This is a genomic window from Oscillatoria sp. HE19RPO, from assembly GCF_024220515.1.
Lineage (GTDB): Bacteria > Cyanobacteriota > Cyanobacteriia > Cyanobacteriales > Laspinemataceae > Laspinema.
On sequence record NZ_JAMXOT010000042.1, the window covers coordinates 1 to 25080 of the forward strand.

The window sequence follows — 25080 nt, forward strand, 5'->3', positions numbered from 1 at the left end:
GCAATGCTTGCGCCCCAGGGGCGCAAGCATTGCGCCCCTACAAGAAAGAATGATTTTTCGTCATCAAATTTACCTCTTGTAGGGGCGCTTCTCGAAGCGCCTGTCCAAGAAATAACGATTTTTCGTCATTAAATTTATCACCTTGACAGGGCTAGTTTTTATAGACCTAGAGCAACCGAATTCCGTATAAATCGCAAAAAAAAGAGCAGCTTTTGCAAAATCAAGGCAAAAGCTGCTTGATTAAACTTCGGGCAAAATTCTCTCAAACTCCCCTGGAATTAAATATTTATTCCCCTCAATGTAAGAGGTTGATTCGCGAATCAACCCTACAGTTAGGGAGAAACATGACGGCGTTTGCGTAACGATCCTGCGCCGACTAAACCGAATGCTAAGATTCCCAATACAGAAGTCGGTTCGGGGATAGAAACTGAGTCGTCTGATCCGGGAGTTTCACCGGCGATCGGACCTGTAGGAGGTTGACCTAGATCGGAGGCGGCAACAATCCCATCAAACCAGGCATTGGCTAAGGTGGTGTAACCCTGGGGTGTAAAGTGAACTCCATCATAGAGATCATCTAGGGTCAACAAATTGCGGGTATCTACAAAGGAGAGGTTCTTTTGCTGATAGCGATCGCTGCCTAACAGACCCGGAATCATATCATTGTATAAAGCGGCTTCTTGTTCTAATCCTCGATCGGGGGCTAATGGGGCGATCGAGCTAACCAATAAATTAACATCGGAAGACCAAGCAAAGATTTTATCAATTAATGCGCCAAGTTCATCAATCGTTTCCTGGGCAGTTGTTGTATTTTGAAAGATAAAGTCGTTGGTTCCTGCCATCAACAGGATAACATCGGGAGTGGCGGCATTCAGCCAGTTATCAATATTGGACGTCAAATCACTGGCCCCGGGGAAGGTATCACCACTAATGGCATATCCACCATGACCCTGATGATCTCGATCGAAGTCATAGGGTTGATTCCAATTGTCGGGGGGATTTGTGGTGGCACTCCCGACAAAATCAACATTGAATCCACTGTCATTCAGTAGCATCCAGAGGTCATCTCGATAGCCCGCAATGTCCTCCCCTTTGCCTCGGGTGTTAGAATCCCCTAATGGCATAATTTTAAGGGGATTGGATTGGGTTAAAGAAAAGGCTTGTACCGAGGAGGAGGTTGCACCCAAAAGCAACAGGGTCGCGAAACCCGCAGATGTCAGCGTTAAATTCATGTTTTTCATGTTGTCATACCTCTAGTAAAATCGTCAAAATAAGTTAAAACAAGGGAGGCTTTTTGCTTAATTCCTCAACTGCAACCGTGAAATTTCGGGAGGGGGTCGGGTTGAATTCCACAGGTAGAACTTAGCGTCATTTGTGACGCCAAGGTAGCGGGATAGTCGCAGTCATCACCCCGTTTTTTTACAAAATTTCACCGATTGGACAACAAAATACAGCGAGAAACTGAGTTTCTTGTTCTATTGATGTCCTACCGACTTGGAAGCCCGAGGAAACAGGATATAGTTCAAAAAGGCTATTCCTCTAACCCCACCCTGCATAGGGCTGAGGTTTTTTGGGGGTCTCCCTAGCTTATTAGTTTGCTCTATGTTCTAAGCCAGTCACTCTATCTTTGTGCTGACTTTGAGGAAGAGTCGGAATTTACCTAGAACATGAAGGGACTTCCCATCAAGAAAGCGGTTTAAAGCCCTGTTTTTTGAGGGGAGGATTCACGATTTTTGTTGATACACTTGCTTTACAGGGTTATTCCCAAGATGACGAAGAAGGTGGAAAATTCGTGAATGAGGCCCCATTGATACCCAATTCAGGGGCAATCTATACATAAAACTTGAGCAATGTCAATCGGTAAATGGGGTTAAAATTTAAGGGATTTTGAGGAGATAGAGAGTCAGTTGAGTCTGATTAAAAATTGAGGTCACGGATGGAAGTGAGTCCCGTTGAAAAGCGAGTTCCCGGATTCATTTAAAGCTAGTATAAAGTTTTTTAAAAAATCAGGATTAGGTTTATCAAAATTTTATAGATCTGAATGTTGGTTCGGGGCGATCGCCACGGAGAGATTCCCCTCACCGGATACTGGAGTGCCCTCATCCTGGGAACCTAACTCCTGTAGCATCTACCTGTTTCAATATGCCGATGTTCCTCGAACCGATGTCCGAGTCAGTTTAAGTCAAGATGCACCCCATCCACGAACTTGCTTATAACGGCAAACTTTTCACCCCAAAAATCTGACTCGGTTGGCGATCGCCCACTCGTTCCAAATAATGCCCAATATTCCGAGCAATTTCCAATCCCCCGCTAGATTTTCGCGTCATTTCATTATCAATCGAATAAATATCAATCGATTCCGATTTCCCCTTCAAGGCTGAATCTGCTAACCAGATAAAATTCCAAGTTTTCGTGGCACTATTTTTAACCTCACCTGAAAAAACCAGAGCTTGGGAGAGCTTCCGCGTTAACGCTTCCAAGCGAGCCGCTACATTCACCGCATCCCCTAGTATCGTATAATCCCTCTTCACCTCGGAACCAATATTCCCCTCAATCACTTTCCCTTTGGCTAAACCAATTCCACTGTAGAGTACCCGCAACGGACTCCCTTCCGGAGCCGCATTTCGTAAAATTTCCAGTTCCATCAAAATATCTAAACTTGCTTGGATAGCTTCATCAGCGCAGTCCCCATCAAAATAAGCCATCACACAATCCCCAATAAACTTAGTCACCTCTCCCCCTTGTCTGGTAATGATTGCCGTACAAATTGAAAAATAACTATTCACCACGGAGACTACCTCTTCCACCGGCAGTTTCTCCGCAAAGGTAGAAAACGAGACAATATCGCTAAAAAATACAATTTTTTCTACCGCTTTGGGCCGAATCGTCAGGGGATTAGTGCCTTGACTAATAATTTTAAAAATACTGGGTTGGGTATATTTTTCCAACACCCGATGGGATTCGGTGAGAGTCTGCAATAACACCTTAATCGGTCGAATTAACAAATCCGTATTTTCATCCAAATTAATCGTTTGCATGGACCAATCGGGAAACATTCGCTCCTGGACTTCCAGTTCAGATTTTAAGCAAAGAATATCCGTATGACGATCGTCCGCAAGAATTCGGTCATAAATTCGGTCAATTTTCTCCGCTTCACCTTCTAGGATTTGAAAAAATATCCCATCCAGACAGAGCAATACTCCCGTCACATTTGCTTGTTGATTTTTTTGACTGGATATGCGACCGATCGCCTCAATCTCGTCACGAGAGAGGTTTCGGGAAAATTTACTAATATAGGTGAGTCGTTTCATGATAAAATTCTACTCCACTAAAACAAAATAGCGCCACCAACCTCAACCTCAAAGGCAGCGGCTGGAAGCGGGGATGACAGCAGAGGGTTGTTGATGTACAAATCACCGATAAACCTGAACAACCCTAATGTTTCGATAGAATTCCCTGATGTTGAGTGTTTTACAAATCCCCAGCCCTTCAGAACCCTCATCCGATCGCCCTTTTTTTACGGTTCTCATTCAAAATTGTGACATAAAATCAAGGGGCGGGACAGGAGTTAGAACTCGACTCTACCCGTATTCACAAACAGGTGTCAGGAATCCGCTTTTTTAGACCATGCCAACCATTACAGGAACAACTCAATTACTCGGTGTCATCGGCTATCCGGTGAAGCATTCCCTGTCCCCGGTGATGCATAATGCCGCGATCGCCGAAATGGGAGTAGATTTTATCTATCTCCCTTGGCCAGTCGCACCGTCGGATTTACCCACCGCCCTTGCCGGTTTTGCTGCCGTCGGGGTGCGCGGATTTAGCATTACCATCCCTCACAAACAAGCCATTATTCCTCTGTTATCGGAGATTTCTCCCGTTGCTCAGGCGGTGGGGGCGGTGAATACCGTCTGGCGGACTCCCACCGGGTGGGCAGGCACAAATACCGATGTAGAAGGATTTCTCGCCCCGTTACAAAGTTGCGATCGCCCCTGGAATAAAACCCTCGCGGTGATTTTAGGGTGCGGGGGTGCAGCGCGGGCAGTAGTCGCCGGTTTAGCCCAGTTAGGCTGTGCCAAAATCTGTGTCGTAGGCCGGAATATGGACAAATTACAGGCATTTCAAACCAGTTGGCAGGATTCCCCTTGGCCGGTCAATCTCTCGGTCCATGACGGGTCAGAACTGCCACAACTGCTACCCCAGGCGGGATTACTGGTGAATGCCACCCCAGTGGGAATGTCTCCGGATGTGGGGCGCTCGCCGGTGACCCCAGACCTCCTGGCTATCCTCCCTAAAGCAGCGATCGCCTATGATCTAATCTACACCCCCAGTCCGACGGAATTTTTGCGACAGGCGCAAGCGGTGGGTGCAAAGGCGATCGATGGGTCAGAAATGTTAGTCCAACAAGGGGCTGCCGCCTTGCAAATTTGGCTCGATCGCCCGGTCCCCGTGGATATCATGAGGCAAGCACTCCTTCAGCATTTGCGGCGATAACCTCTCTTCCTTAAAATCCCCTCAACCCCCAGGATTTAGGCCGTCAACAGAGGGCTTTTTCCCCGACCCTGCTTCGCGGTAAGCTAGGTTTGAGCTTTGTTTTTGAGGTACATTTTTTGGAGCAATTGTAGGCCCTTCGACAAGCTCAGGAGGCACTGCCCACCTAAACGCAAAGGTGGGCAGTGCCCACCCTACTTCTCTAGGTTTTAGCTTGGTTTTTGAAAATCCCGCCTATCTTTAATTTTGTTTAATTTCAACCATCCCCTATTCCGAGGTGTTTTGATGATCAAATCTGTGCAAATCTCCCTCCCTAAAACCGGGCGCTTCTTCCAGTTCAAGAGGATAATTCTTCCGATGGTAATTGCGATCGGCTTATTCTGGTTTACGCCTCCGGCTTTAGCCCTGACCGATATCCAAATTTCCAATATCGCCTACAAAGACTGTGGTGAAGAACTCTCCGAGGGCATCGTCGCCAGTGGTGATATGAGTGCAGCCAACTGCTTTATCATTAGCGGAACCGCTAAAAATACCTCCGGTAAACCCGTTTATGATGCTGATGTATTTGGCGTGATTTATGATGCCAATAACAACAACATCATGCCCAATCGCACCCGCCTGGGCAATATTCAGTCTGTCCCTCCCGGAAATAGCGATTTTGAGTTCAGAATCTCCGTTCCAGCCAATCTCCCCACACCGCTAAAATTAGAAAAATTCAAGGCGCGGGGATTTAGCGGGCGTGTCAAACCGTTACTCTATGAGACCAGTCTAGATTAAGCTGAATCTCTTGCTACTCTTACCCATCCATCAACAAAAAGCGGCGAGTCTGATCTCGCCGCTTTTGTGTTCCGGAGTAACCGGGGAATGAGGAGTTCCAAAGCACAAGGGTCCATCGGGGGCATTAAAACCCGAATGCTGCACTTGCTGATAAGCTGCCGAAGAACCCCGAGACGAATTGCAAAAGCAAAATTGCCAAGATCGGGGATAAGTCGATTCCCCCTAAGGGTGGAATAAAAGAACGGAAAATATTCAGGTAAGGATCGGTTAGCTGACTGACAATGGAAAACGGTGGATCGTACCAGTTGACATTGGGAAACCAGCTTAAGAGAATCCGAATGATCAACAGGACGAAATAAATTTGAAAAAATGCAGCTAGGGTGCTGAAAATTAAGTCTATTGCGGGATTCATAATGATTGATTGACTTGGACTATGTGAATTCTAAGCTCGATCGAGCTTTGTTTTTAGTGTAGTCGATCGCCGCATCTTTATGGAGTCGGGTTTCCGAATCCGAAACGAACCGGGCGATCGCTACAAAAATTGAGCCGTAATGGACCAGAAACCGGGTTTTTGCCTAGATTTCTCGGTAATTAGCAGAAATTTGCTCAAAAAACCCGGTTTCTTATGGGTAATGGGCTAGAAACCGGGTTTTTGCCTAGATTTCTCGGTAATTAGCAGAAATTTGCTCAAAAAACCCGGTTTCTTATTGCTCTTAAACTTCTTCCACCACGGCGGAAACGCTCTCGGTTTCCTCTACAGCAGTTCCGTTAACATGGCTCAGTTGTTGGCGCACATCATCGATCGCCTCATTAAGTTGAGCGATTTTGTTTTCCAAAGAACGCCGTGCCGTTTCCATGCCTGCTTGTTCAGCAAACTGCCGTTTTTTCAGCTTTCGGGGTCTAGGTTCGGGACGGGTGCCGTTTTCCGGTGGCTTACTCTCTTCTGCCAGTTTTGCACCCACGATCGCCCCGATCGCTCCACCGACGATGCCACCTAAAATCGTTCCCAGTAAAAATCCACCTGCAAAATTATCTCGATTACTCATTGCCTTCCCCTGTGTTGAGTTGCTGCTGCTTTCAGTTGTGGCTTCTAAATTTCTACCCTGGGAATATAGGGTCCCGGAACCCCTCTAATGCTGGATATAATAACACATTGGGGCGGGTAATCTTCTCGTCTTTAGTCAGGAGCGAAACCCTTGCCTGGGGGACAACCGGGCAGATTTTCAAGGCTCCGTCAAGGGGGTGCGGGCTTGTCGGTTTGACTCAAGTGGCAAAGGCGCGATCGCCTGCATCTCCCAATCCTGGCACAATATAACCGTTCTCATTGAGACTCTCATCAATGCAAGCGGTATAGATATTCAAACTCGGATAGGCTTGACTCAATTTTTGCAAGGCGGGGGATGCCACCACCACGGACAAAATCCGAATCAGCCCCGGATCCACACCGCGCTCGGTGAGCATCGCCATTGTTGCCATAATGGTCCCCCCGGTGGCTAACATCGGTTCGCAAATCAGCACTCGGGTTTGGGGGTCAATTTGATCTGGGAGTTTGTTTAAATAACATCGCGCTTCCAGGGTTTCTTCATCCCGGACCATCCCCAAATGATACACCGCTGCCAAGGGGATCACGGGTTGCACCCCTTCCATTAGGGCTAATCCCGCCCGCAAAATCGGCACCACCACCACCGGCACTTCCGGATTGACAAAGGTGGCGGGACAAGGAGCCAGGGGGGTTTCGATGGTGGTTTCTACCACCGGCAACCAATCGCGACAGGCTTCATAAGTCAGCCAGCGTCCTAATTCGGTGATGGCACTCCGAAACAGCGCAGGTGGGGTTCCGGCATCCCTCGCCACCCCAAGCCAATGCTTGATTAACGGATGCGGTGGCACATAAACTCGCATTTGTATGGTCATGGACTTTTTGGGCGATCGCTTGTCTTAATTCTAGGTTCGAGACCAGACCGATTGTACTGCCTTCCGGGTCTGCTGAGTTAATCTGGGGGCGATCGTTTTCTGCCCCAGATTCCATTACCTGTTGTTAACTCGCAGATTAGGCTAAAAAATTTTTGAAAAAACTTCTCAATAAGTATTGACAAACTTTTTCAATAAGTCTATATTGAGATTACTAAAGTGTTCTCCTCTCAAAAAGGATCGGCAGGCGGGATTGGTCAGCAATAGCGGCTAGTCCCGTATTTTTTTTGGGGGGGTGGGTGCAAAGCTGGGACAAGAATAACCCAATCCCCCGCGCCCCTGACCTAAAATTTCCCTTACAATAACCCCATAGCTTGCCGCATTGTCTGTCAAACCGGCATTTGGGGGTCCCTAACATCAAACTGGGGTCCAGATGTGGGTGCAGTGCAATGGGGTCAGCTTTCCCATTCATAACCCTTTAGGCGATCGCAAGACTTCGACTCATGGCAGTTGCTTCCACCCCAACCTCACTCCAAACTGAGAATTTTGATGTTATCGTTATCGGTTCCGGCATTGGCGGACTCGTAACCGCAACCCAACTCGCCGCCAAAGGAGCCCAGGTCCTCGTCCTGGAAAGCTACACCATTCCCGGAGGCAGTTCTGGCTCCTTTGAGCGCAACGGCTATTGTTTTGACCAAGGAGCCTCGATGATCTTCGGATTTGGGGACCAAGGCACCACGAACCTGCTAACTCGCGCCCTAGATGCAGTCAAAGTCAACCTCGAAACCGTCCCGGATCCGGTGCAGATCCACTATCACCTCCCGGACGGACTGGACCTCGAAGTCCATCGCAATTATGAGAAATTTTTGCAAGAACTAGGCAGTCGCTTTCCTCATGAACGGGAGGGAATTCGCCAATTTTATGATGAATGCTGGAAAGTATTCAACTGCCTCAATGCCATGCCGTTACTGTCCCTGGAAGAACCGCGCTATCTGATGCAGGTGTTTTTCCAGCATCCCCTCGCCTGTTTGGGGTTAGTCAAATATCTCCCCCTGAATGCCGGAGATATTGCCCGCAAGTATATCAAAGATCCGGCCCTGCTGAACTTTATTGATATCGAATGCTATTGCTGGTCCGTGGTTCCAGCCGAAATGACCCCGATGATTAATGCCGGGATGGTGTTTTCCGATCGCCATTATGGTGGGATAAATTATCCTAAAGGCGGCGTGGGACAAATTGCTAAGAAATTGGCCGAGGGATTAGTGAATGCCGGAAGTACCATTCGCTATCAATCCCGGGTGGGTCAAATTATCACAGAACAAGGACGCGCCGTGGGGGTAAAATTGACCACGGGAGAGGAATATCGGGCCAAACGGATTGTCTCGAATGCGACGCGCTGGGATACCTTTGACAAATTATTGGGCGATCGCCAACTGCCGCAGAAAGAAGAACGTTGGCGCAGTCGCTATCGCAAATCCCCCAGTTTTATTAGTTTGCATTTAGGAGTAGAAGCGGGAGTTTTACCCCCGGATAGCGCTTGTCATCATATTGTCTTAGACCAATGGCAGAAAATGGAAGAACCCGAGGGGACAATTTTCGTATCGATTCCCACCCTTTTGGACCCGAGTTTAGCCCCGGAGGGATATCATATCATTCATACTTTTACCCCCAGTTGGATTAAGGATTGGGAGGGAATGTCGTCGGAAGAGTATGAAGAGAAGAAGGAAGAAGCGGCAGGACGAATTATTGAGCGTTTAGAAGAGATTTTTCCCGGGTTAGATGCGGGATTGGATTATATGGAGGTGGGAACCCCGCGATCGCATCGGCGGTTTTTAAACCGGGTGGATGGGACTTATGGACCGATTCCCCGAAGGAAGTTATGGGGATTGTTGGGAATGCCTTTTAACCGCACTTCAATTCCCGGGTTGTACTGTGTGGGAGATAGTACCTTTCCCGGACAAGGATTAAATGCAGTCGCCTTTTCGGGGTTTGCCTGTGCCCATAGAATTGGGGTAGATTTGGGGTTGTAGGAGCAGCCAAAACCCGGTTTATTGAGTCAGGATAGAGGCGAATTTAGCGGGTTTTTGTCCTGACTCAACCCGAGAGGGAATCCACGAGTTAGGGGGACTCTCTGGCATCCCGGACTGCGGCGAGAAAGAATAAAACCACACTGGGAACGCTAATTGCCAGAATGATACCCGTGGGAATTGCGCCGAGTTCTGGTTGTCCGGAGGAGAGTTCAAAAATCGAACCCACCGAGGCGATCGCCGCCACGCAGGAAGCGCCCAGAAAGAGGGAAGTTTTGGGAGACATGAACATGAGAAACCCTGACCAATAAAGGATGAATAAAGGATGACTACAGTATTAACAATCTAGGTGACCATTGAAGCGGTGAAAAAACGGTTAACCCCTAATAGTTAACCGTTGACATTTTCCTAAAGCATGGATTTAACGTCTTTCGTCGAAAACCCTTGTTTGGTCAGTTCCTCAGTGAGTGCCAGGTGATTTTCCACGCGATCGACAAACAGGACACCCTTGAGGTGATCCATCTCATGCTGAATACAACGAGAGATGATTCCCTTTGCCGTCATTTTTTGAGGACGTCCCCGTTCATCCTTAAATGCCACTTCGATAATTTCGGGGCGTTTGACATCCAGATAAACACCGGGAATACTCAGACAGCCTTCTTGATAGGTGCATTCATCGCCGCCGAATTTCTTGATCGCGGGATTGATCAGAACTAAGGGGGGAGTTGCAGGGTTTTCCAAATCGCAATCTACCACAATCACTTGTTTTTGGACCCCGACTTGAGGTGCCGCCAATCCAATGCCATCGGCAGTGTACATACTTTGGAGCATTTCGCGCACGAGTTGGCGGATATCTGCATCCACTTGAGCAACGCGCTTGGCAGACTGACGCAGATCGCGATCGCCGAGATAACGAATATCCCGAGGTGGATGCTCTAACTTTTTCTTTTCGACAAGAACTTGAGAACTCATGAACTTAGGGGGTGCGGTTTCCGGCTAGATTTTAATCTAGGCTTGTTATTTCGATCTTAACCGATTGATACAAAAGCCGCAGAGTCTCCCCAACCTGGGTTCGGGGAGACTGGGGTCAAATTCCTCAAACCCGAGGAAATCTGACCCGTGACTGGGGTTTGTCAGATTAGCTCAAGAAAGACACAATAGCAGTAGGAGCAAAGCCGATATTGTACTCTTGGCCATCTTGAAGTTCAAGCTCGATCACTTTGAAGCCGGGGTCATTGGCATTGGGGCGCACGTTGACCGGAACCGACAAGGAAGTTTGTCCTGTAGCAATGAAAATCGGGTCGATTAAGGGTTCAAAATCAACGCCCGGTTGAGCAGTGGAAGCAGGACCGAAGATGTAGTTCACCGTAACAGGGATGGCTTTATCCCCAAACCGGATGAACTGGAAGCGATTCCCCGTGGGAGGGTCCGCCAAGATATCCGCACTAAGACCTACCACACTAATTTCCGGGGTTTCATTATCTTCAATCAAAACCGAAGTCGAGGCAGCGTCTTCTTTCACTTGGTAAACTGAAGCCGGATCGGCGGAACCTTGCACACTAACTTGCAGCCGTTCATCCCGTTGAGCAATCTCGTCATCGTTCACCTGGACTGTAATGGTCGCCGTGGATTGACCATCGGGAATAATCACAGTACCAGTCAACAGGTCCTGATTCACCCGACCCTGACCCGAACCACCCAAGCTATAACTCACCGTGAGATCTCCATCTAGGAGGGGATTCCCTTCCGGGTCTTCCCGAAAGACAGTTAGCTGAGTTTGAGGGTTCGTGGGATCTTCCTTCACGGTGAGGTTGTCTCCGCGAATTCCGACTACGGCTAAGTCATTATCGATAATCTGAATTTCCGCTTCTTGCTTCTGAGTATCAAGGTTGTAATTGGCCGTTTGATTGAGGATGACCCGGACAAATTCAGTTCCTTCGGCGTCCTGGTCATCAATGGGATCAATGGTCAGGGTTGCCGTGAAAGCTCCCTGGGGAATGACAAGGGTCCCACCCGCCAAGGTGAAGGCATTGTTATTAAACAGCGCATTGTAATCTTGACCCTCCGTTGCCGGGGGGGGTGCGTCCTCTTCTGTCGGGGCGGTGGTATCTAAACGATAGGAGATGGTTAAGTCTTCGGGGGCGGCGACGAGGTTACCCTGGGCATCCCGAAGGTCGATCCTGAAGACCCCTTCTCGGGTTGCTCCCGCTTGGAGCGTTCCTTCCGATTCAAACGCCTGATTTCCCGGTTCCACAGCCTCAATGCTGACAATCAGTTGGTCGATATCTTCAATCTGAACCGGGGCTGGAGTAGGACTCAGTTCTACCCCACCCACTGCGTTAGTTAGGGTGAGGTTAACGGTTTTTAACCCATCCACATCCCCTACTTGCCCTCGTAATATCCCTGGGGCAATCTCAATGGTTTTTGCAGCAGTTTCCCCACTGGCAAAGGTGACCGTAATCGCTTGATTGGGATCGAAATCTTCTAGGGGAATTCCAGCTTGTGCCGGGGGATCGGTAGTTGGTGTACCCGCAGACAGTGCGATCGTTGCACTCACCTCGCCACTGCTGCCATCAACCCGCCGCACTTGGACCGCTCGGACTACGGTCCCATCTTCCCGGACCCGGAAACTGTTTTCCTCGGGGATGACAAACTCTAACGCACCCGGATTATCGTTATCGATAATTTCCACGGCTGTTGTCCCTTGGGTTCCCAGGACTGCCGGACCTGTGGGATTGGCTAATTGTAGGTTAATCGTTTGCGTGTCTTCCGGGATGTCATCGTCAGTGATGGGAATGGTGATGACTTTCGATGCCGCATCTCCATCAGCAAAGGAAACGGTTATGGGTAAAACATTTTGATAGTCGTCTCCAGCAGTGGCAGTACCGGGGTCCGCTTGAAGCACGACCTGGGCGCTCACGGCCCCCTCGGTACTATTGGTCCGAGTCACGGTAACGAGTATCTCCTCTGGGGTCCCATCCTCATTAATTCGGTAGGTGGCATCGCTAAATTGCAGGATACTCTGCTCATCGTTGTCGATAATTTCGACGGTGGCGATGGATTGGGCTCCCAGGACCGCTGTACCCGTGAGATTGCCTAATTGCAGGTTAATGGTTTCCGTGTCTTCGGGAATGTCATCGTCAATGATGGGAATCTCCACCACTTTCGCGGCGGAATCTCCATCGGCAAAGGAAACGGTTATGGGTAAAATATCATCATAGTCGTCCCCAGGCGTGGCAGTACCTCGGTCCGCCCGAAGCGAGACCTGGGCGCTGACGGCCCCCACGGTACTATTGGTCCGAGTTACGGTGACTAAAACGGTTTCCGGGGTGCCATCTTCGTTAAGTCGGTAGGTGGCACTGCCAAATTGGAGGACACTTTCTTCTTCTTCTGGGGGGTCAATTACAGGGGGTGTAATCGGTGGAGGGGTGGGGATGTCTGGGAGTGGGACGGCCTCCGGGGGTGGCGGTGGCGGTGGCGCAGCAACTGGGGGGAGAAAGTCTTCTCGGGTAATCTGACTGGCACTGATGTTTTGTAAAATGGTGACGGTGCCAGTGAGGCGATCGAGAATCAGGGTATTTAAGGTCCCGTTGGCATCAAATTCTTCGCGGATATCGAGGTCTTCAAAGGTAATGCCATCGGCTAAGAGTAGGAAATCTTGTGCATCGGTGAAGTCGGTAATTAAGTTTCGCGTCTGTTGTAAGAACCCCAATCCGGGAGAAATCACGAATTGATCGGACCCTTGGCCGCCGGTGAGGGTATTGTTGCCGACTCCGCCGAAAATGACATCATTGCCTTTATCACCAAAGAGCAGGTCATCTCCATCGCCGCCTCGGATGGTATCGTTGTCTTGACCGCCATAAATGATATCGTTTCCAAAACCGCCTTCGAGGAGGTCATTGCCTTCATTGCCGAAGATCAGGTCATCCCCTTCGCCGCCATCAACGAAGTCATTTCCGAGATTGCCAAAGAGGACGTCATTGCCTTTGTCCCCGAAGAGTTGGTCATTATCTTGACCCCCGTAGGCGGTATCATCGCCTTGACCGCCATAGACGACATCAGAGCCTTTGTTGCCAAAGAGAACATCATTCCCTTCATTGCCAAAAATGATGTCGTTGCCGACGCCACCGTAGGCGGTATCATTGCCTTCCCCGGCATAGATGACATCGTTTCCGCCACCAAAGACTTCGGCAGTCAGATCGTCACCGTAGAGGATATCGTTCCCGGCACCGCCTACTACTAAATCGCTGCCTTCGTTGCCATTGAGGATGTCATCCCCATCTTCCCCGTAGAGGGTATCGTTGGCGAGACCGCCAGAAATGTTATCGTTGCCGAGGCCACCATAAATGAGGTCATTGTCATCGTCACCGGAGAGGAGGTCATTCCCCTCATGACCGATGATCAGGTCGTTGCCTTTGCCTCCATAGACGGTGTCGGTCCCCCCTTCTCCATCGAGGGTATCATTGCCTTGGTTTCCGAATATCAGGTCATCGCCGATGCCGCCAAAGATGATGTCGTCACCAAATCCTTCTTCGAGGGAGAGTCCCTCCCGGGTGAGGTCTCCGTAGAGGACGTTGTTGCCGGAGACTCCGCGAATGATGTCGTTACCGGGACCACCGGCGATCGTATCGTTGTCTTGGTTTCCCAGGAGGCTATCATTACCGACATTGCCATAAATGGTATCGTTTCCTGGGTTGCCAACGATGGTATCGTCGGCTAGGGAACCAATAATCGTATCATCTCCAGCTTGGCCTTGGATGATTTGCTGTAGGGATAAGTCTAAAAAAATTCCGTCTTCCTCTAAAGTTCGAGAGGATTCTAGGAGAGCGCTGTCATCTAATCCGGGAATATTTGACCCGGGAAGATTCGTTTCCAGGGGATTGTTCGGTTCGCTAATTTGTGCCATTTTGGGAATTCTATCTACAGAATAGTTTGGGTGAATACTAAACTCATCAATCCAAGGTAGTTAAAGCCGATCGCACAGCTTTAACTCTCAAAAATCAGGAGTTGTCAGGGATGATCTACAATTGGCGATCGCTTACGAATACTCAGATGCACTCAAGATATCTTTAATAAAACTTGCAGCCTCCTTCTGTTTTTCCGATAGTTGTTTTTTACAATCCAGGCATTCCGTCTGATTGGACAAGAGCAATGCCCTATTGAGAAAATCAGGAACCCGAGAATCCTGTGCAGTTTACATTTGGGATGGACATACGTCATTAGCACCATAGACCAAGATTTACTCAATGTAAATAGTAGTCCTTGGATCGGTTTTGGGGTTTGACAGGATACTACTGAGTTACTCTATTTTATTGATGTTGAGTCACTGGATCTCAAACGACCCCTTCCCAACTTTTTTTAAATCCCGAGTCATGAGAAGGATCAAGGATTTTCCTGGATCCTCTGAGTGGATGCGGATCGGGGTCAGTTGTTGTGGATTATACCCAAATTTACCCAAATTGCTATCACGGGCCGCTAAAAGAATTGAGTAGGGGTCGATTTTTTGGCGGTCACGGTTTTATGGGGATTTTGAAATACTTGAGTGAGAATGATGATCCAATCCTATCACCCGGGGTAAGGGAACTCCAAAATATAAAATCTCCAAAAAACCCGCAGGCTGAAGCCTGGGGCTACACGGACAAAGCCCGCCTGCGCGGGCGTGGACAGTCTTGTTAGGTGCTTAACCATCGGGACTTGGATGATTTATTTGTTGGAACACCCTAAGTACGAAGGGGGATGAAGGTAAATTCAGGATTGGACCGATGGAACCTGAATGAATGATCGGGGGTTGGTCAGGCAGAGAATCGGGCTATGGAACTGGAATAGAGCCGGTCGTAACGAAAGAGGGAAGTGAACTTGAGAATTAAGAATTAAACTAATCAACCTGATTAGAGTTTAATTCTTAATTCTCAAGGTTCAAGACTCACCCATTCAAAAGAACCTGAATGGTGATCTTAGGAAAAGTTCCTGGCGGGACCTATTTATTATCGATCGCGGTGTTGTTCCAATAACGCCTGAGCGCGAGGCTTGTACACCAGATAAAACAACGCCTCTAAGTAGCGCAACATATCCTCACGATTTTCCTTGGAGGTATAATTCCAGAACCCGTAAATTTTAGAAAGGGACAACAGGCGGGTGGTATGAATTTTCCAAGTATAGGTCGTGTAAACCCGCTCGATCGCCTTTTTGGAAATTTCCTCCCAATAATGGGGATTTTGTTCATGTTTGGTCACAAAATCCAGCAGCTTGTCTGCGGTTTCCTCTAAATTCGTTGGGTTGATATAAAATCCATTCACTTTGTCTTGAATGATTTCTAACGGACCCCCGAACTGGGTGGCAAAGGTAGGCAAACCGGAAACCATCGCCTCTAAAATTGTCAGACCAAAGGCTTCAAATAAAGCCGGTTGCACAAAGATTCCCTTATGGTCACCAATCACCCGATACAATTCCCCAGAATCGCTCTTAGAGAGGCGCACTCCCAACCAGCGAATCTTATTATACAAATTGTATTGCTCAATGATGCCATACAATTTTTGCATTTCGCTGATTTCTTCGGTATCTGTAGAGTCCTCAGTTCGCAATTTACCCGCAACCAGAATCAGATTACAGCGCTCTTGCAATTCAGGACTTTGGCCAAAACATTCAGCTAAACCCGTCAGATTCTTAATCCGGTCCAGTCGGGCGACGGAAAACAGAATTTGTTTACTGGGGTCTTCGAGTTTTCCAAAAACTTGAGTCGGGTCATCCAGAGTAAACAGTAATTCTTCCAGTCGTTCCCCGTTAGATGGGATCCGGTCTTCGGTGCGGGTGTAGGGGAAATAGACCGCTTCATTCACCCCTGGGGGGACGACGTTAAATTTAGGAGAAAATAACTCAATGCCGTTGACCACATGATACAGATCCGGCATGGTAAAACAGGCATAGGATTCATACTGACCCACACTATCCGGGGTTCCCACAATCTCTTGATAGGTGCTGCTAATAATGAAGTTGGCAGCATTCATGGCGATCAAGTCAGCGGTAAACTGGAGAGAAAAGTGATATTGAGAGTCAAGGTCTTGCCAGTAGAGGTTACTGAAGAGATACTTAGATTTTTCTAAGGCATGAGCGATGTTGCACTGGGTGACTTTCAGGCGACGTGCTAACAGGAATGCCACTAAGTTTCCGTCAGAATAGTTGCCGACGATTAAATCGGGTTTGCCTTGAAATTCGGCCAGGAGTTCTTTTTCGGCATCAATGGCGTAGGTTTCTAAATAGGGCCAGATTTCAAATCGAGAAATCCAGTTTTGGGTCAGGTTAGGATTCTGTTCACGGAAGGGAACTCGCAGAATCCAGCCATTATCAGTGCCGTAAATTTTTTCCAGGCGTTCGTTACAGCGAGTGCCATCGGCATTGGGGATTAACCGGGACAGTACGAGGACTTTCGGATGAACCCCTAATGTATCCAATCCGGCGAGTTTAAATTCTTCTTGCAGTTGTTTTTCTAAACTGCGGGCCTGATCCAGGACATAGACGACTTGGCCCCCGGTGTCGGGTCGTCCGAGTACGCCTTCTTGACCAAACCACCCATGGACGGAGACGAGGACGATGCGAAAGATCATCGGAATCCGGGAGATGAAGGATTCCATGACGGCATCGTTGGGGGAGTCGATCAGTTCGTCGAGGATTTCTAGGGTTTCGCGGACGCGACCGGCAGTATTTCCCCAACCGGGTTCAAATCCTAAAATTTGCAGGTCGAACCGGAAGTTTTCAAAGGGTTCCTCTGAGGGCCGATCGCCCACGAAGGAGATGGCTTGTTTGACTTTCTGGGACAATTCCCGCCGGTTTTTAATCCGGGGATTAATCAGTAATTGCAGTCCATTATATTGATGCAAGTTCAAAAATTCATACAGCAGTTCAAGGGTCTGCTGGGGGTCTTGAAATAACTTGCTAGACAGGTAGCGATTGAGGAACTGAACCCCTTTGCCGATGTTTTTGGGGTCGCGAATGGTGGGGGAGTAGTCGTAAAAGGGGGCAAAGTCTAGTTCCAGGACATCTCCCTCGTTGGGATGGTAGTGATTAACGAGGCGATCGCGCAAATCGAGCAATTCCTGCACGGTCATCGCTTCTACCGTGAGGTCTTCTAAGATCCGAAAGATTTCCTGAGAGGCAATCTTAGGCCGCACAATCATGCAGAGACTTTCGTTTTCCAGAATGATTTCCTGGGTATAGAAAATCAGTTTTCCTAGATAGGAAGATTGATAAAAATACGAGGGCTTTTCATGGTGATCGCAGTAATCACAGAAGGCTCGGACGATATCATTTCTCAGAAAATACTGCTGTCCTGTGGTGCGTAATTCGCTGGCAAACTGACGCAGATCGATTTTTTCGTCACATTTTAGGACGGATTCTATCAAGTCTGACATCCAATACTCCTTACTAAGTTCGACAAGTGAATGTGCTTTCACTCAAATTAAAGGTCACAACGATGTCCATCGCCTCTGTCTGTAGAGGAAGATATCTCCAGATTGATACCGGATAGTGTGGATGAAGCACGATCAACTGATTGGTTATTATACCCGATCGCGGTCAAGGGGTCACGGTTGCCGTGGCGATCGGGTCGAACTCTCTGTCGCAAATGCAGTCGCTTTTGCAGTAGGCTACTGGAGTAGGGGTTGAGGAGATTGGCTTCCTAACTGGCCTATATTCGCTGATAGGCAAGGATTTCCCCGGGATTCAACCTGTTGTCTGCTTGCCCAATTTGAGGACTGGGATTTTCCCAAATAGCCCGGAAAAATTCCGGTCACTTATATTAATGCCCTCCCTTTCTCCCTAAACCATCGAGGATGAAACCCTGTTTTTTTGTTACTTATCATACTTTCGTACTCTTTGAGGTTTTTTTTGTCTATATTTGATGACATGGGAACCCCCAGTGTTATTTGAGACGACCGCTCATTTTGGAGGGATTCTCAGTTTTCAACGGCTAATTTTTACCGGCTTGCCATTTTTTTATTGATATTAATCCTCAAGGGGTTTAATTTGGGGATGACATCCCAGGTGAACCCGAGGAATTTCTTGAGGGGTTTAAATCCTCGGGGAAATTTCACTCCAATCAATAGGTCCTCTGCGGTGGCGATCGCACTCGTTTCTATCCCTCTAATGCCAGGAGGAGAACCCCTTGAAGGTACTGGGGTCTAAACCCTGGAATCCTGATGGGAGTTGGCGATTGCCAGCCCTCCAGCCAGTGCATCCTTCTTTCTCCTGCTTTAAATTCGAGATCATTTTCCTAGCTCTATATACTCCTTTTCCTCTGGGTCTATTTCTTCAGGAATAACTGGGTTCCAACTGAGTTTACATCTAAAGATTGATGCGGATTTCTGTGATTGTAGATAGATTGGTTACAAGCAAGCAATGTTTTAAGGAGACTCATTTTTATGAAGAGTTCTAAATTGTCCACAATTTTAAGCGCCACTGTTCTGAGTGCAGGTTTAGCGATCGCGCCTTCGACTTTACCCGCCTCGGCGCAAACCACCCCGGTAACTCCCACCCAAGATGTTTATGAGACCGGAGAAGGGACCGAATATCTCGAAGAGGATAATGATTGGGGAGCTTGGGGCTTACTTGGCTTGTTAGGCTTACTGGGTCTGGCTGGTTTAGGTGGTCGCAATCGCAACGAATCCCCTACTTATTATGCCGATCCGGCTCGCGATCGGGAAGAAGTAGCAGGTCGCTCCTCCTCAACTTATCGCTAAACCTAGAAAAATCTGGGAATTTTTGCCTAAGTTTTAATCAAATTATAAATGCGGTAGCATCGGGTCTGATGTTACTGCATTTTATTTCTAGAGGGGACTGGTGTACCGGGTTGCATCTCAACCAAGAGACCGGCTTTCTGATTTCAACTTTAGATTTTAACTGACTGGATTGTTCAGCAACCCATATTGAATGAATCCGGTTTTCAAACGGCCAAAATTGCAGTGTTGAGAAGAATATTCTGGCTCCAGAATCGGGCGGGTCAAGACCTAATAAAAAAAAGGCTCCCTAGCATTAGAGAGCCTTTTTTTTATAGGATTAGGGGGTTATTTCCAAGAACAATCCCCTACAGGTCCTGTATAATATACTTAAAGCGCCGCTGCTTTGGCAACAACGTTATCCACTGTATATCCAAACCGTTCCAAAGCGACCTCACCAGGAGAGGAAGCACCGAAGCGATCGACACTGATCGAGGAACCTTGGTCGCCGAAGTAACGGTGCCAGCCATAGCTGGAACCAGCTTCTACCACCAGGCGTTTCTTGACGGCTTTAGGAAGCACGGATTCGCGATAGGATTCATCTTGTTCGTCGAACAGTTCGCAACTGGGCATAGAGACAACCCGGACTTTCTTCCCTTGTCCACGGAGCTTTTCAGCCGCTTCGGCGCAGAGGTAGAGTTCGCCGCCGGTACCAATTAAGATGACATCCGGAGTGCCTTCGCTATCGGAGATAATGTAACCGCCTTTAGCAACCCCTTCAATGGAAGTTCCTTCCAAGTTGGGCAGGTTTTGGCGAGACAGGGCCAACAGGGAGGGGTAGGGATGATCTGCACCAATGCCTTTGGCTTTTTCCACGGCGACTTTGTAGGCACCAGAGGTTTCATTACCATCTGCCGGACGCAGCACGATCAGGTCAGGAATGGCGCGCAGAGAGGGGATATGCTCAATGGGTTGGTGAGTCGGACCATCTTCACCCAAGGCAATGGAGTCGTGGGTCATCACCCAGATTACCCCAGCTTGAGAGAGGGCGGACAGACGAATGGCACCGCGCATATAGTCGGTAAACACCAAGAAGGTGGCACCGTAGGAGATTAAACCGGAACCATGTAGGGCGATACCGTTGCAAATTGCGCCCATGCCATGTTCGCGGACGCCGAAGCGGACGTTGCGGTTTTCATAGGCACCTTTTTGGAAATCTTTGGAAGATTTCAGTAAGGTTTTGTTGGAGGGGGCTAAGTCAGCGGAACCGCCGATCAAGTCGGGGAGGACTCCCGCGATCGCATTCAAGCAGGCACCGGATTGGTTCCGGGTAGCATCAGCTTTCTCACCGGGTTTGAAGGTGGGGAGGGCTTTTTCCCAGCCATCGGGGAGTTTGCCACTCATCATCCGTTCTAAGACGGCAGCTTCTTCGGAATACTCGGCTTTGTAGCGAGTCCAGAGGCTGTTCCATTCTTCTTCATATTTGGCACCGCGATCGACGGCTTTGCGGAAGTGACCCAGGGCATCTTCCGGCACTTCAAACGGGCCATAGTTCCAGCCGAGGTGGTCGCGAGTGGCTTGGACTTCGGAAGCACCGAGGGCTGCACCGTGGACATCATGGCTGTTGGCTTTGTTGGGAGAACCGAAGCCGATGGTGGTGGTGACTTTGATTAAGGTGGGCTTGTCGGTGACTTTTTTGGCTTCTTCGATCGCCTTAGCAATGGCATCCAGGTCGGTATTACCGTTTTCGACGTGGAGGACGTGCCAGTTGTAGGATTCAAAGCGCTTGCTGACATCTTCAGTAAAGGAGATGTCGGTGGAACCATCAATGGAGATGTGGTTGTCGTCGTAGAAGGCGATCAGTTTACCGAGTCCCCAGTGACCGGCTAAAGAGCAAGCTTCCCCGGAAATCCCTTCCATGTTGCAGCCATCACCGAGGATAACGTAGGTGTAATGGTCAACGATGTTGAGGTCGGGTTTGTTAAATTTGGCGGCGAGGTGGGCTTCAGCCACAGCCAAACCAACCGCATTGGCAATCCCTTGGCCGAGGGGTCCGGTGGTGACTTCGACGCCTTCGGTTTGGAAGTTTTCGGGGTGTCCGGGGGTTTTGGATTCCCACTGACGGAATTGCTTGAGGTCCTCTAGTTCTAAGCCTCTGTAGCCGGTGAGATACAGGAGGGCGTACTGGAGCATACAGCCATGTCCAGCGGAGAGGACGAAGCGATCGCGGTTAAACCACTTGGGGTTTTTGGGGTTAAACCGCATGAATTTATCCCAAAGGACGAACGCCATTGGCGCTGCACCCATGGGTAAGCCGGGGTGACCGGAGTTTGCTTTTTCGACAGCATCGATCGCCAGGAAGCGGATGCTGTTAATGCAGAGTTCTTCGAGAGATTGTTTGGTAGGAGCAGATACGGCCATAGTTTCTTTTGTGTAAATGAGGGTCGATTGTCTAAGGTTGGTCTGGTAATGCAGGGCGATTGGGGGTGATGAGCTGTCGTCAACCCCTGGCGATCGCCGCCAACTGGTAATCCCATGATCCCATTACCCGGATCGATGGGCAAGGGTAAAGTGACAAGGAGTTAATCTAAAGAATGAAACCCGCTATCTGTGGGCTTAACCGTTCAGGTGAAACTCAAAAACAAACTTCATCCGGCAACCTTGTCACCTTAAACCCTTTACTGGTATTTGGCAAAGGCTAGGGTGACGTTATGTCCCCCAAACCCAAAGGAATTGGAGAGTGCGACATTCACCGGACAATCCCGGCTGTGATGCGGCACATAATCCAGGTCGCACTCGGGATCTGGATTTTCTAGGTTAATGGTTGGTGGCACTTTATCATGGGCGACTGCCATGACCGTTGCTACTGCTTCAATGCCGCCCGAGCCACCTAGCAAATGCCCGGTCATTGACTTTGTAGAGCTGACTGCTATCTTGTAAGCATGGTCTCCCAAAGCGTTTTTAATCGCGTTGGTTTCGGTCTTATCATTGGCAGCGGTACTGGTGCCGTGAGCATTGATGTAGCTCACCTGTTCCGGTGAGAGTCCGGCATCTTTCAGGGCGAGTAACATCGCTCGGGTGGCCCCTTCACCACCGGGAACGGGGGAGGTCATATGATAGGCATCACAGGTCATGGCATAGCCTACCATTTCGGCATAGATTTTTGCCCCTCTTGCCAGAGCGTGTTCCAGTTCTTCGAGAAGTAAAATGCCGGCTCCTTCGCCCATCACAAATCCATCGCGATCGCGATCGAAAGGACGACAGGCATGAAGCGGATCATCATTCCGGGTGGAAACCGCCCGCGCTGCGGCAAAACCGGCCACCGATAGCGGTGTCACTGCCGCTTCAGTTCCGCCACAAAGCATCGCTTGAGCATATCCGCCTTGAATGAGGCGAAAGGCATCTCCCACGGCATTGGAACCGGCTGCACAAGCCGTCACTACACAAGAATTTGGCCCCTTAGCTCCGGTATGAATGGCAGTCAAACCTGCCGCCATGTTGGCGATCATCATCGGAACCATGAATGGACTGCATCGGTCCGGTCCGCGATTGAGGTAGATCGTTTGCTGATCTTCCATTACCTTCATGCCACCGATGCCATTGCCGATGACAATCCCCACCTGATCGGCGTTGAGTTCATTAATCTCGAAACTCGCGTCGGCGATCGCTTGCTTACTCGCGGCGATCGCAAACTGAGCAAATCGATCCATGCGCTTGGCTTCTTTTTTTTCCAAGTAGTCATGGGGGTCAAATCCCTTCACCTCACCGGCAATCCGGCAGGAATGACTCGACGGATCGAATAGGGTAATGGGACCAATGCCATTACGTCCGCTCAACAACCCTTCCCAATATTCCTGTAAGGTATTGCCGATCGGCGTAACCGCACCGAGACCCGTAACAACAACTCGTTTTCGTTCTAAGCTGGTCATGATTGCTGTATCTCTTGCTGCCACACCAAACACGCAGAATCCAGGTGAAAGCAGTCTGCTTTATGCTTTTGCTGCAACTTGGCTCTCGATGTAAGTCACTGCCTCTTGGACGGTGGTGATTTTTTCTGCTGCTTCGTCCGGAATTTCAATATCAAAGTTTTCTTCTAATGCCATCACCAGTTCCACTGTATCCAGGGAATCAGCGCCGAGATCTTCGGCAAAGCTGGCTGAAGGGGTGACTTTCTCCCCTTCTACTTCTAGTTGCTCCGTAACGATTTTCTTGACTTGGGAAAAAATGTCTTCTTGACTCATGGGGATGTCCTCTTTAGAATGCAGCAAATCATAACAAATTGGGGCTTGGGTGGGGCCGTTCTAACCTGCGATTGTCCCTGCCCTGTTTTGTCCGTCTGGCCCTTAGTCGTTTCTAAAACTCCTCTGTCCGATGACTGGGACAAGGCCGTTTTCCCATCTTATCTGAAAGATGCATCACCCACACGCGATTTCTTAATGTTTTCTTTGCTTCGCAGAATGCCTATTTTTTTTCACTTGATAATTGATAATTGGTCCTTGGTCCTTGGTCCTTGGTCCTTGGTCCTTGGTCCTTCTAAAATTAAGCTGCTATTAAGAAAGGATAGTGCAGCGCCCCAGACAACCTCATAATAATAGAAGAAGCGATCTCCTTACATTACTTACGGCGATCGCCTCCTACCGTCCTCTCAACTGTGCCACTGCCATGCCATCAGTTACCCTCAAATACGCTTACTTCCCCGGCTGTGTTGCTCAAGGCGCTTGCGGCGAACTCTATCAATCCACGGCAGCCTTAACCCAAGCCCTCGGTATTGAACTGCTGGAACTCAAAAAAGCCTCCTGCTGCGGTTCTGGTACCTTCAAAGAAGATTCCCGCCTCCTAGAAGATACGGTCAACGCCCGCAATATTGCCCTCGCCGAACAACTCAACCTCCCCTTACTCACCCATTGCAGCACTTGTCAAGGGGTCATCGGTCATGTGGATGAGCGTCTCAAAGATTTCCAAACCTCTGACCCCGCTTATGTCAACCAGATTAATGGGTTACTGGAAAAACAAAATTGTTCTCCCTACCAAGGCACCACGGAAGTCAAACATCTATTATGGGCCTTAGTCACGGATTATGGACTCGATGAACTCCAAAAACGAGTCACCCGCAAGCTGAGTGGACTCAAATGTGCCGCATTCTATGGCTGCTATCTGCTGCGCGCTCAAAAAACTATCCCTTATGATGACCCCTACCAACCGGAATCGATGGAGAATGTATTTCGGACCGTAGGGGCCACTCCCGTGTATTATCCAGGACGCACCCAATGCTGTGGTTGGCCCCTATCCAGCTATGCGACAGACCAAGCGTTCCAAATGGCAGGGAACCATCTGGACGAGGCGATCGCGGCAGGTGCTGATTGTTTAGTCACCCCCTGTCCCCTCTGTCACCTGAATTTAGACTCTCGTCAACCGGAGGTGGCTAAATTTATGGGTCATAAATTAGATCTGCCGGTCCTCCATCTGCCGCAATTAGTGGCGTTAGCTTTAGGCATCCCCCCCAAAGCACTGGGGTTAGATCGTCACGTAGTCTCTACGAGACCCCTCTTAGAAAAATTGGGACTCTAAAACTCATCCCATGTTCGTAGTAACGCCTTCAGTCGTTCTCTTATGTTCGTAGTAACGACTTCAGTCGTTATCCGGTGTTCGTAGTAACGACTTCAGTTGTTATCCGGTGTTCGTAGTAACGACTTCAGTCGTTCTCTTCGTTCGTAGTAACGACTTCAGTCGTTATCCGGTGTTCGTAGTAACGACTTCAGTCGTTATCCCCGTTTTGAGGTTAAACAGGGTCCCGCTTTCTCCATGCGTTCTTAACCAAGAGAACGACTGAAGTCGTTACTACGAACTCAGATAAGAGAACGACTGAAGTCGTTACTACGAACTCAGATAAGAGAACGACTGAAGTCGTTACTACGAACTCAGACAAGAGAACGACTGAAGTCGTTACTACGAACTCAGACAAGAGAACGACTGAAGTCGTTACTACGAACTCAGATAAGAGAACGACTGAAGTCGTTACTACGAACTCAGATAAGGGGATTCCAACAAATAAATCATCCTTGCTTTGATGCGATCGCACCTAACAAGGCTCTTTTAGCCCGCGCAGGCGGGCTTTGTCCGTGTAGCCCCAGGCTTGAGCCTGCGGGTTTTTTGAAGGTTTTATTTTTTGG

General features: G+C 48.9%; 17 protein-coding genes. 5 read left to right on the forward strand and 12 right to left on the reverse strand.

What is annotated here, in order from left to right; all coding sequences use genetic code 11:
• Positions 1-332 precede the first annotated feature (332 nt).
• Together NG833_RS04905 and NG833_RS04910 are read right to left on the reverse strand one after the other, a co-directional pair.
• The gene (locus tag NG833_RS04905; protein ID WP_254564189.1) at positions 333-1238 is read right to left on the reverse strand and encodes an SGNH/GDSL hydrolase family protein; all 906 of its coding nucleotides are present in this window, start codon (positions 1236-1238) and stop codon (positions 333-335) included.
• Positions 1239-2207: 969 nt separating this feature from the next.
• Positions 2208-3308 carry a BLUF domain-containing protein gene (locus NG833_RS04910; protein WP_254564190.1) on the reverse strand — a complete coding sequence of 367 codons (1101 nt, stop codon included), beginning with the start codon at positions 3306-3308 and terminating at the stop codon, positions 2208-2210.
• 316 nt (positions 3309-3624) lie between these two features.
• On the opposite strand from NG833_RS04910, the gene NG833_RS04915 reads away from it, so the two are divergent.
• Both NG833_RS04915 and NG833_RS04920 read left to right on the forward strand, forming a co-directional pair.
• Entirely contained in the window at positions 3625-4491 is an 867-nt protein-coding gene (locus NG833_RS04915) for a shikimate dehydrogenase (RefSeq protein WP_254564191.1), read from the forward strand.
• Positions 4492-4845: 354 nt separating this feature from the next.
• Positions 4846-5265, forward strand: a complete 420-nt coding sequence (locus NG833_RS04920) for an FxLYD domain-containing protein (protein WP_254564192.1) — start codon at positions 4846-4848, stop codon at positions 5263-5265.
• Positions 5266-5389: 124 nt separating this feature from the next.
• Here the strand turns inward: NG833_RS04920 and NG833_RS04925 are convergent, their stop codons facing one another.
• From NG833_RS04925 to upp, 3 genes are all read right to left on the reverse strand, one after another.
• Positions 5390-5677, reverse strand: a complete 288-nt coding sequence (locus tag NG833_RS04925) for a YggT family protein (RefSeq protein ID WP_254564193.1) — start codon at positions 5675-5677, stop codon at positions 5390-5392.
• Positions 5678-5978: 301 nt separating this feature from the next.
• Positions 5979-6311 carry a hypothetical protein gene (locus NG833_RS04930; RefSeq protein WP_254564194.1) on the reverse strand — a complete coding sequence of 111 codons (333 nt, stop codon included), beginning with the start codon at positions 6309-6311 and terminating at the stop codon, positions 5979-5981.
• A 217-nt stretch (positions 6312-6528) separates the two neighbouring features.
• Complete coding sequence (gene upp, locus NG833_RS04935; RefSeq protein ID WP_254564195.1) at positions 6529-7179, reverse strand: uracil phosphoribosyltransferase; 651 nt, start codon at positions 7177-7179, stop codon at positions 6529-6531.
• 500 nt (positions 7180-7679) lie between these two features.
• Between upp and crtH the strand changes: the two genes are divergently transcribed.
• The gene (gene crtH / locus NG833_RS04940; RefSeq protein WP_254564196.1) at positions 7680-9206 is read left to right on the forward strand and encodes a carotenoid isomerase; all 1527 of its coding nucleotides are present in this window, start codon (positions 7680-7682) and stop codon (positions 9204-9206) included.
• A gap of 88 nt (positions 9207-9294) precedes the next feature.
• Here crtH and NG833_RS04945 read toward each other — a convergent pair whose 3' ends face one another.
• The 4 genes from NG833_RS04945 to NG833_RS04960 form a co-directional block, all read right to left on the reverse strand.
• Positions 9295-9495, reverse strand: coding sequence for a hypothetical protein (locus NG833_RS04945; RefSeq protein ID WP_207088103.1), 201 nt, complete (start codon positions 9493-9495; stop codon positions 9295-9297).
• A 116-nt stretch (positions 9496-9611) separates the two neighbouring features.
• Positions 9612-10175 carry a peptide deformylase gene (def, locus tag NG833_RS04950; protein ID WP_254564197.1) on the reverse strand — a complete coding sequence of 188 codons (564 nt, stop codon included), beginning with the start codon at positions 10173-10175 and terminating at the stop codon, positions 9612-9614.
• Between the two features lie 166 nt (positions 10176-10341).
• The gene (locus tag NG833_RS04955) at positions 10342-14109 is read right to left on the reverse strand and encodes a Calx-beta domain-containing protein (protein ID WP_254564198.1); all 3768 of its coding nucleotides are present in this window, start codon (positions 14107-14109) and stop codon (positions 10342-10344) included.
• A 1078-nt stretch (positions 14110-15187) separates the two neighbouring features.
• Positions 15188-17608 (reverse strand): sucrose synthase, encoded by a 2421-nt coding sequence (locus NG833_RS04960; protein WP_254564199.1) that lies wholly within the window; start codon positions 17606-17608, stop codon positions 15188-15190.
• Positions 17609-18616: 1008 nt separating this feature from the next.
• On the opposite strand from NG833_RS04960, the gene NG833_RS04965 reads away from it, so the two are divergent.
• Positions 18617-18934: a WGxxGxxG family protein gene (locus NG833_RS04965; RefSeq protein ID WP_254564200.1), complete on the forward strand. Its 318-nt coding sequence runs from the start codon at positions 18617-18619 to the stop codon at positions 18932-18934.
• 366 nt (positions 18935-19300) lie between these two features.
• Here NG833_RS04965 and tkt read toward each other — a convergent pair whose 3' ends face one another.
• The 3 genes from tkt to acpP all read right to left on the reverse strand — a co-directional run bounded on the left by tkt (position 19301) and on the right by acpP (position 23151).
• Positions 19301-21331 carry a transketolase gene (gene tkt / locus NG833_RS04970; RefSeq protein ID WP_254564201.1) on the reverse strand — a complete coding sequence of 677 codons (2031 nt, stop codon included), beginning with the start codon at positions 21329-21331 and terminating at the stop codon, positions 19301-19303.
• A 257-nt stretch (positions 21332-21588) separates the two neighbouring features.
• A complete protein-coding gene (fabF, locus tag NG833_RS04975) occupies positions 21589-22839 on the reverse strand; it encodes a beta-ketoacyl-ACP synthase II (protein ID WP_254564202.1) in 1251 nt (416 codons plus the stop codon).
• A 60-nt stretch (positions 22840-22899) separates the two neighbouring features.
• Entirely contained in the window at positions 22900-23151 is a 252-nt protein-coding gene (gene acpP / locus NG833_RS04980) for an acyl carrier protein (RefSeq protein WP_254564203.1), read from the reverse strand.
• A gap of 421 nt (positions 23152-23572) precedes the next feature.
• Between acpP and NG833_RS04985 the strand changes: the two genes are divergently transcribed.
• Complete coding sequence (locus NG833_RS04985) at positions 23573-24478, forward strand: CoB--CoM heterodisulfide reductase iron-sulfur subunit B family protein (protein ID WP_254564204.1); 906 nt, start codon at positions 23573-23575, stop codon at positions 24476-24478.
• Positions 24479-25080 lie beyond the last annotated feature (602 nt).